This window comes from Streptomyces sp. NPDC050211 (assembly GCF_040656035.1).
Lineage (GTDB): Bacteria > Actinomycetota > Actinomycetes > Streptomycetales > Streptomycetaceae > Streptomyces.
This window is the reverse complement of record NZ_JBFALC010000032.1, coordinates 77,647-92,105: the sequence shown is the minus strand read 5'-3', so window position 1 is coordinate 92,105 and position 14,459 is coordinate 77,647. Positions and strand designations below refer to the sequence as shown.

Sequence of the window (14,459 nt, the reverse complement as noted above, 5' to 3'; positions counted from 1 at the left end):
AGTACTTACCAGTAGGGGACTTACCAGGAGGACTTCCGGACCCCCGGCAGGTACCCCGCGTGCGCCTGTCCACGCAGGTTCACCCGGGACAGCCCGAAGGCACGGAAGTAGCCGCGGGGCCGCCCGTCGACGCTGTCGCGATTGCGTACGCGGGTGGCGCTGGCGTCGCGCGGCTGCCTGCGCAACTCCTCCTGGGCGGCGAGGCGTTCGGCCTCCGTCGAGGACGGCCGGCGGATGATCTCCTTCAGCTCGGCCCGGCGCTCGGCGTACCGCGCGACGATCTCCTGTCGCTTGTCGTTCTTCGCGATCTTGCTCTTCTTCGCCATCAGACCTTCACTCCCCGGGCGCGGATCCGGGCCACGGCGGCCTCGATGCCGATCGTGTCGATGGTCTTGATGCCCTTCGTGCTCAGCTTCAGCCGGACGTAACGGCCCTCGCTGGGCAGCCAGTAGCGCTTGGACTGGATGTTCGGGTCGAAGCGGCGGGAGGTCCGCCGGTGCGAGTGGGAGATCGTGTTGCCGAAGCCCGGCTGGGCTCCGGTCAGCATGCAGTGGGCGGACAAGGGTGACGCACCTCTCTCGACGGTGTTGTGTAAATGGAATTCATTTTCAGTAAGATACCAGCATGGCACGCAACGAACTCCGACCGGTCATCAAGCTCCGGTCCACGGCGGGGACCGGCTACACGTACGTGACCCGCAAGAACCGCCGCAACGACCCGGACCGTATGACCCTGCGCAAGTACGACCCGGTCGTCGGCCGCCACGTCGACTTCCGAGAGGAGCGCTGAACCACCCCCATGCGCAAGGAACTCCACCCCGAGTACGGCCCCGTCGTCTTCCGTGACCGTGCCGCGAACTACGCCTTCCTCACCCGCTCCACGATGACCAGCGAGAAGACCATCGAGTGGGAGGACGGCAACACCTACCCGGTCGTCGACGTCGAGATCTCGAACGTCAGCCACCCCTTCTACACCGGCACCGCCCGCGTCCTGGACACCGCAGGCCGCGTCGAGCGCTTCGAGCGCCGGTACGGAAAGCAGGGCTGATGCTCTCCGTCGTCATCGTCGGCGGGCTGCATGCCGACGCCCGCAAGGCGACCGTGGAGCGGTTGCTCACCGACGTGCCCGGCAGCGTCGTACTCCATCACGACCTGGCGACGGCCGTCGCCGGCACGGTCGTACGGACCGTGCGCGACGCCACCGGCATCCTGTCCGCCGGTGAGGCCCCACTGGTCAACGACTGTGCGTGCTGTGCGCTGCGGGAAGACCTGGTGCCCGAACTGCTGCGCCTGCGCGACGCCGGAACGGTCCGGCTCGCGATCGTCGAGCTGTGGGACTCCGTAGAGCCCAAGGCCATGGCCGAGGTGGTCACCGGCGGTGGGCTCACGGTCACCGGCGTGATCACCGCGGTCGACCCGGCGCTCCTGCTGCCGTACCTCGGCAACGGCGACGACCTGGCGGAGCGCGGCCTCGCCGCCGCGGCCACCGACCAGCGCACGGTCGCGGACACCTTCGCGCGACAGCTGGAGTACGCCCCCGTCCTCGCCCTCGTCGACTCCCCGGAGGCCGACGACGAGGACCGCGAGCTGCTCGCCCAGCTGCACCCGACGGCCCGTCAGGTCCCGATCGGCCACGGTGACCTGGCGGGCGCTCATGGCGATCCCCCGCCGGACGCGTCCGACGACGGCCTGACGGTGCCCGCCCCGCGCCGCCGTCTGACACCCCTCGCGCAGGCGGCCCTGGCCGGCTTCGACGTCGAGTCGGCCGCCGCCGCCCAGCACCCCGCGTGCGCGCTGCTCCCCGCCGAAGCCGACGCGCACGGCGTCTCCACGCTGGTCTGGCACCGGCGCAGGCCCTTCCACCCCGAGCGGCTGTATGCGGCGCTGGAGGACCTGACCTGCGCGGCGGCCCGCAGCCGCGGCCGGTTCTGGCTCGCCGACAAGCCGGACACGCTGCTGCACTGGGACGCCGCGGGCGGTGCGCTGTGCGTGGAGAGCGCGGGCCCCTGGCTCGCCGCGCTGCCGGACGCGGCCTGGGAGATGGTGCCCCCGGTGCGCCGCGCCGCCGCCGCGATGGACTGGCATCCGGAGCACGGCGACTGCTGCCAGCACCTGGTCTTCACGTCCCCCGGCCTCGACCGCGACGGACTTCAGGAGTTGCTGGAGTCCTGCCTGCTCACCGACGCCGAGTACGCCGCCGGGCGCGACGCCTGGAAGCGGCTGCCGCCCGCCTTCGACACCCTCCTGGAGGTCTGACCCCCCATGGCCCGCAAGCTCGAACGCAAGCCCGCCAAGCCCCGCCCCAACCCGCTGGACCAGGCCAAGATCACGTACATCGACTACAAGGACACCGATCTGCTGCGGAAGTTCATCTCCGACCGCGGCAAGATCCGCAGCCGCCGCGTCACCCGCGTCTCCGCCCAGCAGCAGCGCCTGCTGGCCCGCGCGATCAAGAACGCGCGCGAGATGGCACTGCTGCCGTACGCGAGCCGCTGAGGCTTCGCGCTCCCCTCAAGACATCGCCGGGCTGTGGTGACACCCGGCGCCGACGCGGGGCCTGCTCTCCCCAGCAGGCCCCGTTCTGCTCGTGCAGTGGCACGATCCCCCGGCCGATGGAACAGGAATGGCGTGGAACGCGTCTGTTCCTAGGACACGAGGAATCCGATCCGGTCCCCGGGGCAGACGCTGGAGAGCTTCGGTAGAGCGGTCGCCAAAGCTGTAACCGCAGGACCACCGCGCGTGCACGTGCATCTGCCCATGCATCTGCACGGGAACACGGTTATGATCCGGGTCAAGTTGACCACTGCATCAATGGCCTCACCAGCCAGTGCACCACCGGGGAGCGACCTGTGGACCACGACGTGTACGACGTTGACGCGTCCGGCGTGTACAACGGCATGGCCGCCGCCCAACTGCGGGTGGCCTGGCAGAAGAGCAGGCACAGCAACTCGCAGGGCTCCTGCGTGGAGTTCGCGCGGCTGCCCGGAGGCGAGGTCGCCGTGCGCAACTCGCGCTTCCCGGACGGCCCCGCACTCGTCTACACGCGTGCGGAGATCGAGGCGATGCTCCTGGGCATCAAGGACGGCGAGTTCGACCACTTGATAGCGGGCTGAGATCCGGTCCGGGTAACGGACCGGGAACCGGCCGGCCAGGCGACAACTGAGTGTGGTCGTCCCCTGGCCTTGCGTAACGCGCGTAGAACCGCGGCCCCAGAAAGGGCCGCGGTGGATCACTCGGCCGCGCTCGGCGCCGACAGCAGGAACAGCGCCCAGACGACCTTGCCGCCCATGGTGCCGGCCAGCGGATGCCAGCCCCAGCTGTCGCTGAACGAGTCCACCAGGAACAGGCCGCGGCCGGACTCCGCCGAGAAGTCGTCCGAATCGCGCGCGACCGGGCTGTCGTCGCTGGGATCACGCACCGCGCACACCAGCCGCTCGGTCCAGCGCATCAGGTGCAGCCGCACGGGCGGTATCTGCTCCGTGACGCAGGCGGGCGCCGGCAGCGCGTGACGCAGGGAGTTGGTGACCAGTTCGGAGACGACCAGGCACACGTCGTCGAAGCGGTCGCCCAGTTCCCACTGGTCGAGCGTTCTGCGGGTGAACTGCCGCGCCTCGCGCACCGCTTCGTAGCGGGCGGGAAGGGCACAGGAGGCGGCGTTGGACACGGCCGCGGGATCCAGCGGCGGAAGGCCCTGCCGTAACGGCTCGAGCATGGTCGATCCATTCGTCCCCATGCGAGGCACTCCCGGGAATCGCGGTCGTTGCGATGCAGATGCAGCGGTGGCGCGGGACCATGGTTTCGGATGCGCCAACCAGATGCAAGGGCAGATGCACGTGCACGCGACCGAATTGGACCCTCCCGTACCGCTTCTTGGTCATTTTTTCTGCCCACTTCTCTCCTCTTGGTGGCCCCTCCTCCCTTGAACCCGGGTGGAATCTTTGGCTTCTTTCCATCTCTGTAATCGGACGAGTACTGCTCGGAGTGTTTTAGTGGCAGACTTCGGGCCCTGAAGACGGTTGGGGAGGCTGGCGAACGTGAGCGCGGGAGAGCCCGGATCGGTGGTGCGGCGGATGCTGCTCGGCTCGCAACTCAGGCGACTGCGTGAGACGCGTGGCATCACGCGCGAGGCCGCGGGGTACTCCATCCGTGCCTCCGAGTCGAAGATCAGCCGGATGGAGCTGGGCCGGGTGAGCTTCAAGACGCGGGACGTCGAGGATCTGCTGACGCTGTACGGCATCACGGACGAGTCGGAGCGCACCTCGCTGCTCTCACTCGCCAGGGAGGCCAACGTGGCGGGCTGGTGGCACAGTTACTCGGACGTCCTGCCGAGCTGGTTCCCCACCTATGTGGGCCTGGAGGGCGCGTGTTCCCTCATCCGCGCCTACGAGGTGCAGTTCGTGCACGGACTGCTGCAGACCGAGGCATACGCCCACGCGGTCGTCCGGCGCGGCATGAAGGGCGCGAGCGAGGCGGACGTGGAGCGCCGGGTCGCGCTGCGCCTGGAGCGGCAGAAGTACCTCGTCGACGAGAGCGGCCCCGAGTTCCACATCGTCCTCGATGAGGCCGCCCTGCGCCGGCCGTACGGCGACCGCGAGGTGATGCGCGGTCAGCTCCAGCACCTCATCGAGGTCTCCGAGCGGCCCAACGTACGACTGCAGATCATGCCGTTCAGCTTCGGCGGCCACTCCGGCGAGTCCGGCGCGTTCACGATCCTGTCCTTCCCGGAGTCCGACCTGTCGGACGTGGTCTACCTGGAGCAGCTCACCAGCGCGCTGTACCTCGACAAGCACGAGGACGTGGCCCAGTACGAGAAGGCGCTGAAGGAACTTCAGCAGGACAGCCCGGGGCCCGGCGAGAGCCGCGATCTTCTCCGGGGTCTCCTTCAACTCTCTTGAAACACAAGTACGATGACTTGTGATCAGACCGTGAAGTCGATCGACGGTGATGGCAGTCGATCGGTGTCTGCTAGGGATTGAGGGATCACATGTCGTCCTACTTCACCGACCTGGCTCAGCAGTACATCGACGGTGAGTGGCGCTCGGGCACAGGCTCCTGGGACATCATCGACTTCAACCCGTACGACGGCGAGAAGCTGGCGTCGATCACCATAGCCACGGTCGACGAGGTCGACGAGGCGTACCAGGCGGCGGCCCGCGCCCAGAAGCAGTGGGCCGCGACCAATCCGTACGCGCGCCGAGCGGTCTTCGAGAAGACCCTTCGCCTGATCGAGGAGCGCGAGCAGGAAATCACCGAGGTGATCATCGCCGAGCTCGGCGGCACCCATCTGAAGGCCGGCTTCGAACTCCACCTCGCCAAGGAGTTCCTGCGCGAGGCGATCCACCTGGCGCTGCGCCCCGAAGGCAAGATCATCCCGTCTCCGGTGGACGGCAAGGAGAACCGCGTCTACCGCGTGCCGGTCGGCGTCGTGGGCGTGATCAGCCCCTTCAACTTCCCGTTCCTGCTGTCCCTGAAGTCCGTGGCCCCCGCCCTCGCGCTGGGCAACGCCGTCGTCCTCAAGCCGCACCAGAACACGCCGATCTGCGGTGGCTCCCTGATCGCGAAGATCCTCGAGGACGCGGGCCTGCCGGCCGGTCTGCTCAACGTCGTCATCACGGACATCGCGGAGATCGGCGACGCCTTCATCGAGCACCCGATCCCGAAGGTCATCTCCTTCACCGGCTCCGACAAGGTCGGCCGCCACGTCGCCACCGTCTGCGCCGCGAACTTCAAGCGCTCGGTCCTCGAACTGGGCGGCAACAGCGCGCTGGTGGTGCTCGACGACGCCGACATCGACTACGCGGTCGACGCGGCGGTCTTCAGCCGGTACGTCCATCAGGGCCAGGTCTGCATGGCCGCGAACCGTGTCCTGGTGGACCGCTCCGTCGCCGACGAGTTCACCGAGAAGTTCGTCGCCAAGGTCAGGACCCTCAAGGTCGGCGACCCGAGCGACCCGCAGACGGTCATCGGCCCGGTCATCAACTCCTCCCAGGCGGACGCCCTTTCGGCCACCGTCGAGCAGGCGATCGCCGAGGGCGCGACGGCCCTGGTGCACGGCACGACCACGGACAACCTGGTCGAGCCGTCCGTCCTGACCGGCCTCCCCGCCGACTCGGCCCTCCTCAAGCAGGAGGTCTTCGGCCCGGTCGCCTTCCTCGTCCCCTTCGACGGCGAGGCCGAGGCTGTACGCCTCGTCAACGACACGCCGTACGGCCTCAGCGGCGCCGTGCACACCGGCAACATCGAGCGCGGCGTGAACTTCGCCAAGCAGATCGACACCGGCATGTTCCACGTGAACGACGGCACCGTCCACGACGAGCCGATCGTCCCCTTCGGCGGCGAGAAGAACTCCGGCCTCGGCCGCCTCAACGGCGAGACCATGCTGGACTCGTTCACCACCATGAAATGGATCTCCGTACAGCACGGGCGGAGCCGGTTCCCCTTCTAGGTTCACGTTCCCGGACCGAGGCGGGCCCTTGCGGACAGAAGCTGACCGCAAGGGCCCGTAGCTTCATCGGTGTCAGGGGGAGAGCCCCCCGGTCCCGATGAAAGGTGACGGTCATGGTCACTCACGTTCCGGCCGAGGCGCACGGCGACGAGCGCGGAGCGCTGCTGTCCTTCCTGGAGGAGCAGCGCGGTGGCATCCGGCGGTCGGTGCTGGGGCTGAGCGACGAGCAGGCGTCGAGCAGGCCGAGCGCGAGCGAGCTGTCCCTGGCCGGGCTGCTCAAGCATGTCGCCGAGATGGAGCAGGGCTGGATCGCACGGGCCAAGGGCGAGCCGCCGGCGGTGAAGCGGGACGAGTCGAACTGGCGCGAGTGTTTTCAGCTCGTGGCCGGCGAGACCGTGGAGTCGCAGCTCGCGTACTGGGAGAAGGTCGCCACCGAGACGGAGGCGTTCATCCGCTCGGTACCCAGCCTCGATGACACCTTCGCCCTGCCGAACGAACCCTGGTTCCCGCCCGACGAGCGCGTCTCCATGCGCTGGCTGGCGCTCCATCTGATCCGCGAGACGGCCCGGCACGCGGGGCACGCCGACATCATCCGCGAGTCCCTGGACGGTGCCACCGCCTTCGAACTGGTCGCCAAGGAGCAGGGCACCTCCTGGGGCTGACCCTTATCGGCCTAACCTGGACCGCATGTCAGCGATCCGTCTCCTCGTGCTCGGTGCGGTCCGTCAGCACGGGCGGGCCCATGGGTACCAGGTGCGCAACGACCTGGAGTACTGGGGCGCGCACGAGTGGTCCAACGCCAAGCCCGGCTCGATCTACCACGCCCTGAAGCAGATGGCGAAACAGGGACTGCTGCACGCGCACGAGATCGCGCCGTCCACGGCCGGCGGGCCGCCGAGGACCGAGTACGAGATCACCGAGACGGGCACCGAGGAGTACCTCCGGCTGGTGCGCGAGGCGCTGACCTCGTACGACCAGAAGATGGACGTCAAGTCGGCCGCCGTCGGCTTCATGGTGGACCTGCCGAGGGCCGAGGCGGTCGCCCTCCTCAAGGAGCGGATCCGGCGGATCGAGGCGTGGCGATCCGCCGTCACCGAGCACTACAACCCTGCGGACGGCCCCGGACAACTCGGTCACATCGGCGAGATCATGAACCTCTGGATCCACACCGCCGACGGCGAGGCCGCGTGGGCGCTGGGGCTCATCGAGCGGATCGAGGGCGGGGCGTACACGTTCGCGGGGGAGGGCGAGCCGTTCGTCGGTGTTCTCGCCGAGGGGCAGGAGAACCCGTTCGCGACGGAGCAGCCGCATCCCGAGGACAACCGTTAATCAAGTTTGACTAACCGAGTTCGGGGTACTACCTTCGAGCTGGTAGTCAAGTTTGACTAGCGAGGGAGTCCCAGTGGCCGACACGGCGATCACCGTCGAAGGCGCACACAAGAAGTACGGCGACAAGAAGGCACTGGACGGGCTCGACCTGGCGGTCGGGCGCGGCACGGTGCACGGAGTGCTCGGGCCGAACGGCGCCGGCAAGACGACCCTGGTCCGCATCCTGTCCACCCTGCTGCGACCCGACAGCGGCCGAGTCGAGGTGGCGGGACACGACGTGCTGACCGAGGCCCAGGCGGTCCGCTTCCGCATCGGCCTGCTCGGCCAGCACGCCGCGCTCGACGAGGAACTCGGCGGCCACCAGAACCTGGAGATGTTCGGCCGCCTCTACCACCTCGGCGCCCGCCACGCGCGCGTGCGGGCCGGCGAGCTCCTGGAGCGCTTCGGCCTCGCGGACACCGGACGCAAGGCGGTCAAGCAGTACAGCGGCGGCATGCGGCGCCGGCTGGACCTGGCCGCTTCCCTGATCACTGACCCGGAGGTGCTCTTCCTGGACGAACCCACGACCGGTCTCGACCCGCGCGGCCGCGCCGAGGTGTGGACCGCGGTCCGCTCACTGGTCGGCGGCGGTACGACGGTCCTGCTCACCACTCAGTACCTGGAGGAGGCCGATCAACTGGCCGACCGTATCTCGGTCGTGGACTCCGGCCGGGTCATCGCCGACGGCACGGCGGACGAGCTGAAGCGGCTGATCGGCGGCGACCGCATCGACGTCGTCCTGCGCGAGGCGGGACAGCTGGGAGCCGCCGTGGCACTGCTGCCCGTACCGAAGGACGACATCTCCGTCGACCCCGACCGCCGGCTGCTCAGTGCCCCGGTCACCGACCGGATGGCGGCGCTCTCCGGGGTCGTACGGGCCCTGGAGGCGGCCGGGATCGAGGCCGAGGACGTCGCGCTGCGGCGCCCGACGCTGGACGAAGTCTTCCTGCACCTGACGGCGGACCGAGCCAAGGAGGCCGTATGACCACATACGCACTGACCGACTCCTGGACCATGACCCGCCGTGAACTCGCCCACTGGGCACGGCAACCGGTCCAGATGATCGTCGGGCTCGTCTTCCCCGTGATGCTGCTGGTGATGTTCGGCTACCTCGTCGGTGGCGGCCGTGGCGTGCGCGGCGACTACATCGACTACCTGATGCCCGGCATGCTCGCGCTCACCATGGCCTTCGGCCTGGAGAGCACGATGCTCGCCGTCACCCAGGACCTCAACAAGGGGGTCATCGACCGCTTCCGTTCGATGCCGATGACCAACGGGGCGGTCCTGGTGGGCCGTTCGGCCGCCGACATGCTGCAGTCGGCGGTCGGCCTGGCGGTGATGATCGGCGTCGGCCACGCGCTCGGCTGGCGGGCGAACGGCTCGGTGGGGGGCTTTCTGGGCGCGGTCGGCCTGTTGCTGCTGTTCCGGTTCGCGATGCTGTGGATCGGCATCCACCTGGCGATGGTGGCGGGGAAGCCGGAGATGGTGATGGCCGTCCAGATCCTCGTCTGGCCGGTCGGCTTCCTCTCCAACGCCTTCGCCACCCCCGACTCCATGCCCGACTGGCTGGGCACGGTCGTCGAATGGAACCCGATGTCCCAGACCGCGACCGCAGTACGAGACCTCTTCGGCAGCCCAGGCGGCGAACCGGGCCACGTCTGGGCAGCCGTCGTATGGCCACTGCTCCTGCTCGCCGTGTTCTTCCCGCTGGCGGTACGGCGGTTCGGGCGGCTCAGTCGCTAGACGTTCCGCCAGCGGCGAGTGTCTCGTCTGCGGGCCCGTTGTGGCTGGTCGCGCAGTTCCCCGCGCCCCTTCGGGGCGGCCTCAGTGATGGAAGCCGGTGGCCGCCTCCCTGTCGTGTGTCAGGGGGTGCGGCTGCCGGCGCAGCTCCGGCAGCCTGGTGGGTCAGTCCTCGATCAGGGACCGTAGGTCGATGTTGACAGGGAAGGGGACGATGGTGCTGAGCTTGTCGGTGTGGACGGGGCGGTCCGGGCGGGGGACGATGACCCCGCTGTCCGTTTCGATCCAGAACTGGTGCACCACCGGAATGTCGTTCTCGCCGCGCTCAACGCGCCAGTAGTGGGCGATCCCGGCTTCGTTGTACATGGCGGGCTTGAGGAAACGGTCCACGCCACGAGAGCCGGGGGACACCACTTCAATGGCGAGGACCACGCACGCGACCGGCGTGCAGTCCAGGGTGCGGATGTCGATCCCGGTCTTGTCGTACACGATGATGTCCGGCTTGGGGACGTTACTGTCGTCGAGCCGGGTCCAGCGCTCGATGTTGACGCCGTACGGCGGCTGCTTGGCGCGTTCCAGTGAGAAGTACAGCTTGTCCCGGACCTGGTCGTGCCACCAGCTCGTAACCCCACGTACCACGATCTTCCCATCCACGAGTTCCCAGTCGAACGGGACGTCCAGCTCCTTGACCTGGTCCCAGGTCCAGCCCTCCTCGGGCGGGAACATCCAGTTCTCAGGAGTGGCCCGCGCGTGCTGCTCGGTGTGTGCCTCTGCGGCCATGACTGCTCCCATGGGGAAGATCGTGTGTGGTGGCGCTTGTATCTGTTCCCGATACGACGGTAGCGGCACCCGTACGAGTGATGCGGCATCGTTCCTGCATACGGGTGCAGGCGGGAATCGGGCTTGCACCTCACGCAACGTGAGGGCCCAGCCTGGAGCGCGTAACCCGAAGGGAGCGGAAACCGTGAGCTACTCGGTGGGCCAGGTCGCCGGATTCGCCGGTGTGACCGTGCGCACGCTGCACCACTACGACGACATCGGCCTGCTCGTTCCGAGCGAGCGCAGCCACGCGGGGCACCGGCGTTACAGCGACGCCGACCTCGACCGGCTGCAGCAGATCCTGTTCTACCGCGAACTCGGCTTCCCGCTCGACGAGGTCGCCGCCCTGCTCGACGACCCGGAGACGGACCCGCGCGCACACCTGCGCCGCCAGCACGAACTGCTGACCGCCCGGATCGAGAAGCTGCAGAAGATGGCGGCGGCCGTGGAACACGCCATGGAGGCACGCAAGATGGGCATCAACCTCACGCCCGAGGAGAAGTTCGAGGTGTTCGGGGACTTCGACCCGGACCAGTACGAGGACGAGGTGCGGGAACGCTGGGGCGACACCGACGCCTACCGGCAGTCCCGGCAGCGCTCGGCGTCCTACACCAAGGAGGACTGGCAGCGGATACAGCGCGAGGGCGACGAGGTCACGCGGCGCTTCGTCGCGCTGATGGAGGCCGGCGAGCCCGCGGAGTCCGAGGCGGCGATGGACGCCGCCGAGGAGCACCGCCAGTGGATCTCCCGCAATCACTACGACTGCGGATACGAGATCCACACCGGCCTCGGCGAGATGTACGTCACCGACGAGCGGTTCACGCGGAACATCGACAAGGCCAAGCCAGGCCTCGCGGCCTACCAGCGCGCGGCGATCCTCGCCAACGCCGCCCGGCACACCGCGTAACCCCCTGGCCCGGGCGTCGCCCTACTCCCGGGCCAGGATCACCGCCGTCCCGTACGCGCACACCTCCGTGCCGACGTCCGCGGCCTCCGTCACATCGAAGCGGAACGCCAGCACTCCGTTGGCTCCACGCGCGCGTGCCTGCTCGACGAGGCGCTCCATGGCCTGGTTGCGGGTCTGCACCAGCGTCTTCGTCAGTCCTCGGAGCTCGCCGCCGATCATCGACTTCAGCCCGGCGCCGATCTGACTGCCCAGGTGCCGCGACCGCACGGTCAGCCCGAAGACCTCGCCCAGAACCTCCTGGACGCGATATCCGGGGACGTCGTTCGTCGTCACGACCAGTACGTCCGGCTGGGGCCCCTGGCCGCCGCCGTAGTCCTCGATGCCCATGACCCACAGCTTCGCCTCACTGGCCGCACAGTGCATCCTGGAGACACCGGTGGAACCTGGGACGGACACCTTGCGTTGATAGCTTTGTCCGGCCGCACCGGCCACCGCACTTCCCAACCTCAGGAGCCCGGAACCGTGACGACGCTTGCCCTCGGACCGAGCTGGCTGGATCCGAACACGCTGCTGGACAACTTCGGGATCTGGGGCCTGCTCCTCATCGTCTTCGCGGAGTCGGGTCTGCTGATCGGCTTCTTCCTGCCGGGTGACTCCCTGCTGTTCACGGCCGGTCTGCTGATCACGTCGAAGCAGCTGGACTTCCCCCTGTGGGGCGCCATCGTCCTGATCTGCGTCGCCGCGATCCTCGGCGACCAGGCGGGCTACATGTTCGGCAAGAAGGTCGGCCCGTCGCTGTTCACGCGCCCGGACTCCCGCTTCTTCAAGCAGGAGAACGTCACCAAGGCCCACGACTTCTTCGAGAAGTACGGCCCCAAGTCCCTGGTCCTGGCCCGCTTCGTGCCCATCGTGCGCACCTTCACGCCGATCATCGCCGGCGTCAGCGGCATGCGGTACCGCTCGTTCCTGATCTTCAACGTCGTCGGCGGCATCCTGTGGGGCGCCGGCGTCACCGCGCTCGGCGCCTGGCTCGGCGACATCGACTTCGTCAAGAAGAACATCGAAGCGATCCTCATCCTGATCGTCTTCATCTCCGTGGTCCCGATCATCATCGAGCTCCTCCGGGCCCGCTCCAAGAACAAGAAGACCCCGCCCCAGCAGCCGCAGCCCCCCCAGCCCCAGGTCATGGACGACGCCACGACCCAACTCCGCCGCATCTCCCCGACCGACCAGGGCCAGCAGCAGTACGGCGACTACTACCACCAGCCCCAGCAGTCGTACGCCCCCCAGTACCCACAGCAGCAGTACCCCCAGGGTCAGGGCCAGGGCGGCTACCAGCACCAGTACCCGCCGTACAACGAGAACGGCTACCCGCAGAACTAGGGGTGCGTAGAGCGCCCGATAGGGGCGCGGGGAACTGCGCGACAAGCCACAACGAACCCGCGGCCGCCGATGGCCAGAACCCCCGAGCTCCTAGGCGCCCGGCGCTCAGAACCCCCGCGTCCGCTTGGCCGCCTTGCGACCCGCCCCAGCCCCGCCGGGAATCCGCAGGAACAACCGAGAGATCTCCGACCCCAGATTGACCCCAATGGCGATGGCCATCGCCAACGACGCGGCCTTGGCCAACGAAACCAACCCCTCGTCAATCTGGTTCTGCGCGATCGACAACAACCCGAAATACGTGGCCGACCCCGGCAACAGAGGCCCGATCGCCGCGGTCGTGAAGGGCAGCGCGGAAGCGAACCGATACCGCGACAACAGCTGCCCGAACAGCCCCACCAACCCCGCCGCCACGGCCGTAGAAGCGACCGGCGACAGATTGCCCGGGTAGTGCATCGCGCCGTACACGGTCCAGGCGACACCTCCATTGAGGGTCACCCACAGCACCGTGGACCGCTCCTGCTGCAACAGCACCGCGAACGTCAGTGACAGCAGCATCGACGCACCGATCTGCCACAGCGGCCGGTTCGTGTCCCCCAGCGCCGCGTCCGGATTCAGCTCCGCACCCAGCTTCACCCCGAAGTAGAGGACCAGGAGCACCCCGACCACGATGCCCACGAAGAAGTACATGACCTCCAGCAGCCGCGCCGCCGCGGTGATGTAGAACCCGGTCAGCCCGTCCTGCACGCCCGCCACCAGCGCCCGCCCCGGCAGCAGCGCGAACAGCCCACCGGTGATGACGGCGGACGCCTTCACGTCCACGTGGGCGACGGTCAGCGCGACCCCTATCGCGGCCGGAGGCATCGCGGCGACGGTGAACTGATAGAACTCCGGCAGCCCCCGCCCCGCGCACAGCCACGCCAGCCGGTCGCCGAGCATCGCGCCGAGCATGGCCGCGACGAACACGATCAGATCACCGCCGACGAGCACGGAGGCGGCCCCCGCGAGCAGCCCGCTGGCCAGAGTCAGCACCCAGGTGGGATACGGGTGCCGGTTGCGGCGGATCTCGGCGAGCCGCCGGTACGCCTCCTCCAGGGAGATCGAGATCTCCGGATCACTGAGGTCGTCCACGAGGTGGAACACGGCCGCGAGCCGCGTGTAGTCGGTGGCCCGGCGCCGCACGGTCCGGGACGCCGTCACCGGATCGTCGACGAGGGACGGCTGGTAGGAGATCGCCAGCAGCGTGAAGGTGACGTTCGGCTCACAGCGGTCGAGCCCGTAGGACCGGCAGACCGCGAACATCGCCGTCTCCACGTCCTCCGCGCCCTCACCGCCCGCCAGCAGCAACTCGCCGATACGCAGGGTCAGGTCGAGGACGCGTGGGACAGCCGGGCCCTCGTCCTCCGACTTGTGCACCGCCTCCGGCGCGGGCCGCTCGGCCACCGGCAGACGCAGCATCGTGCGCATCCGGTCCTGCCAGGGCAGATCCTTCGTCAGACTGACGACGGGGATGCCGCTCGGCGGCGTGAACGCGGGCGGCGCCTGCCGCGCGCGGTACATCTTCGGCGTACTGAACGCCGACCCCTCCGGCTCGTCGAACGCCGGCGGATGCACCTCCAGCCCGTCCGGCACCGCGAACTCGGACGTCGTCTCCGACTCACCGCCGGCCCTGGGCGTAGCCAGCCCCTGAGGGATCGCGAACTCCGACGTGACCTCGGAGTCGTAGACAGTCCTCGCTTCGTCCGACCGCGGCTTGCGGTCCTCCGCGTCCGTCACTGCGTAGCGCTCCCTGTACGACCCG

The 14,459-nt window shown here is 68.6% G+C and carries 19 protein-coding genes; 13 read left to right on the top strand and 6 right to left on the bottom strand.

Annotation, left to right across the window (positions count from 1 at the left end):
* Nucleotides 1-20: 20 nt before the first annotated feature.
* Nucleotides 21-326: a 30S ribosomal protein S14 gene (gene rpsN, locus AB0I98_RS28345; protein WP_362946721.1), complete on the bottom strand. Its 306-nt coding sequence runs from the start codon at nucleotides 324-326 to the stop codon at nucleotides 21-23.
* Nucleotides 326-562 (bottom strand): 50S ribosomal protein L28, encoded by a 237-nt coding sequence (gene rpmB, locus AB0I98_RS28340; protein ID WP_210577944.1) that lies wholly within the window; start codon nucleotides 560-562, stop codon nucleotides 326-328. The genes rpsN and rpmB overlap by 1 nt, the downstream gene beginning before the upstream one ends.
* Nucleotides 563-624: 62 nt before the next feature.
* On the opposite strand from rpmB, the gene rpmG reads away from it, so the two are divergent.
* The 5 genes from rpmG to AB0I98_RS28315 all read left to right on the top strand — a co-directional run bounded on the left by rpmG (nucleotide 625) and on the right by AB0I98_RS28315 (nucleotide 3,112).
* On the top strand, nucleotides 625-789 hold the full coding sequence (rpmG, locus tag AB0I98_RS28335; RefSeq protein ID WP_003999141.1) for a 50S ribosomal protein L33: 165 nt from the start codon (nucleotides 625-627) through the stop codon (nucleotides 787-789).
* Nucleotides 790-798: 9 nt separating this feature from the next.
* On the top strand, nucleotides 799-1,047 hold the full coding sequence (locus tag AB0I98_RS28330) for a type B 50S ribosomal protein L31 (protein ID WP_362946719.1): 249 nt from the start codon (nucleotides 799-801) through the stop codon (nucleotides 1,045-1,047).
* Nucleotides 1,047-2,255, top strand: a complete 1,209-nt coding sequence (locus tag AB0I98_RS28325; protein ID WP_362946717.1) for a GTP-binding protein — start codon at nucleotides 1,047-1,049, stop codon at nucleotides 2,253-2,255. The genes AB0I98_RS28330 and AB0I98_RS28325 overlap by 1 nt, the downstream gene beginning before the upstream one ends.
* Before the next feature lie 6 nt (nucleotides 2,256-2,261).
* Nucleotides 2,262-2,495: a 30S ribosomal protein S18 gene (gene rpsR, locus AB0I98_RS28320; RefSeq protein ID WP_362946714.1), complete on the top strand. Its 234-nt coding sequence runs from the start codon at nucleotides 2,262-2,264 to the stop codon at nucleotides 2,493-2,495.
* Between the two features lie 353 nt (nucleotides 2,496-2,848).
* Nucleotides 2,849-3,112 carry a DUF397 domain-containing protein gene (locus tag AB0I98_RS28315; protein ID WP_362946711.1) on the top strand — a complete coding sequence of 88 codons (264 nt, stop codon included), beginning with the start codon at nucleotides 2,849-2,851 and terminating at the stop codon, nucleotides 3,110-3,112.
* A 116-nt stretch (nucleotides 3,113-3,228) separates the two neighbouring features.
* Here the strand turns inward: AB0I98_RS28315 and AB0I98_RS28310 are convergent, their stop codons facing one another.
* Complete coding sequence (locus AB0I98_RS28310; protein WP_362946708.1) at nucleotides 3,229-3,732, bottom strand: ATP-binding protein; 504 nt, start codon at nucleotides 3,730-3,732, stop codon at nucleotides 3,229-3,231.
* Nucleotides 3,733-4,069: 337 nt separating this feature from the next.
* Between AB0I98_RS28310 and AB0I98_RS28305 the strand changes: the two genes are divergently transcribed.
* The 6 genes from AB0I98_RS28305 (at nucleotide 4,070) to AB0I98_RS28280 (ending at nucleotide 9,555) form a co-directional block, all read left to right on the top strand.
* Nucleotides 4,070-4,894, top strand: coding sequence for a helix-turn-helix transcriptional regulator (locus tag AB0I98_RS28305; RefSeq protein ID WP_362946788.1), 825 nt, complete (start codon nucleotides 4,070-4,072; stop codon nucleotides 4,892-4,894).
* An 89-nt stretch (nucleotides 4,895-4,983) separates the two neighbouring features.
* Nucleotides 4,984-6,444, top strand: a complete 1,461-nt coding sequence (locus tag AB0I98_RS28300) for an aldehyde dehydrogenase family protein (RefSeq protein WP_362946706.1) — start codon at nucleotides 4,984-4,986, stop codon at nucleotides 6,442-6,444.
* A 113-nt stretch (nucleotides 6,445-6,557) separates the two neighbouring features.
* The gene (locus tag AB0I98_RS28295; protein WP_362946703.1) at nucleotides 6,558-7,106 is read left to right on the top strand and encodes a DinB family protein; all 549 of its coding nucleotides are present in this window, start codon (nucleotides 6,558-6,560) and stop codon (nucleotides 7,104-7,106) included.
* A gap of 25 nt (nucleotides 7,107-7,131) precedes the next feature.
* Entirely contained in the window at nucleotides 7,132-7,773 is a 642-nt protein-coding gene (locus tag AB0I98_RS28290) for a PadR family transcriptional regulator (RefSeq protein WP_362946700.1), read from the top strand.
* Nucleotides 7,774-7,846: 73 nt separating this feature from the next.
* Nucleotides 7,847-8,797 (top strand): ATP-binding cassette domain-containing protein, encoded by a 951-nt coding sequence (locus tag AB0I98_RS28285; RefSeq protein WP_362946698.1) that lies wholly within the window; start codon nucleotides 7,847-7,849, stop codon nucleotides 8,795-8,797.
* Nucleotides 8,794-9,555: an ABC transporter permease gene (locus AB0I98_RS28280; protein ID WP_362946695.1), complete on the top strand. Its 762-nt coding sequence runs from the start codon at nucleotides 8,794-8,796 to the stop codon at nucleotides 9,553-9,555. Before AB0I98_RS28285 ends, AB0I98_RS28280 begins: the two co-directional genes overlap by 4 nt.
* 162 nt (nucleotides 9,556-9,717) lie before the next feature.
* Here the strand turns inward: AB0I98_RS28280 and AB0I98_RS28275 are convergent, their stop codons facing one another.
* Complete coding sequence (locus tag AB0I98_RS28275; protein ID WP_362946694.1) at nucleotides 9,718-10,344, bottom strand: Uma2 family endonuclease; 627 nt, start codon at nucleotides 10,342-10,344, stop codon at nucleotides 9,718-9,720.
* Nucleotides 10,345-10,516: 172 nt separating this feature from the next.
* On the opposite strand from AB0I98_RS28275, the gene AB0I98_RS28270 reads away from it, so the two are divergent.
* Nucleotides 10,517-11,278, top strand: a complete 762-nt coding sequence (locus AB0I98_RS28270; RefSeq protein ID WP_362946691.1) for a MerR family transcriptional regulator — start codon at nucleotides 10,517-10,519, stop codon at nucleotides 11,276-11,278.
* Between the two features lie 21 nt (nucleotides 11,279-11,299).
* Here AB0I98_RS28270 and AB0I98_RS28265 read toward each other — a convergent pair whose 3' ends face one another.
* The gene (locus AB0I98_RS28265) at nucleotides 11,300-11,665 is read right to left on the bottom strand and encodes a YbjQ family protein (RefSeq protein ID WP_362946785.1); all 366 of its coding nucleotides are present in this window, start codon (nucleotides 11,663-11,665) and stop codon (nucleotides 11,300-11,302) included.
* A gap of 135 nt (nucleotides 11,666-11,800) precedes the next feature.
* Between AB0I98_RS28265 and AB0I98_RS28260 the strand changes: the two genes are divergently transcribed.
* Nucleotides 11,801-12,661 carry a VTT domain-containing protein gene (locus AB0I98_RS28260; RefSeq protein WP_362946688.1) on the top strand — a complete coding sequence of 287 codons (861 nt, stop codon included), beginning with the start codon at nucleotides 11,801-11,803 and terminating at the stop codon, nucleotides 12,659-12,661.
* 105 nt (nucleotides 12,662-12,766) lie between these two features.
* On the opposite strand, the gene AB0I98_RS28255 is transcribed toward AB0I98_RS28260, so the two are convergent.
* Nucleotides 12,767-14,434: a threonine/serine exporter family protein gene (locus tag AB0I98_RS28255; protein ID WP_362946686.1), complete on the bottom strand. Its 1,668-nt coding sequence runs from the start codon at nucleotides 14,432-14,434 to the stop codon at nucleotides 12,767-12,769.
* Nucleotides 14,435-14,459 lie beyond the last annotated feature (25 nt).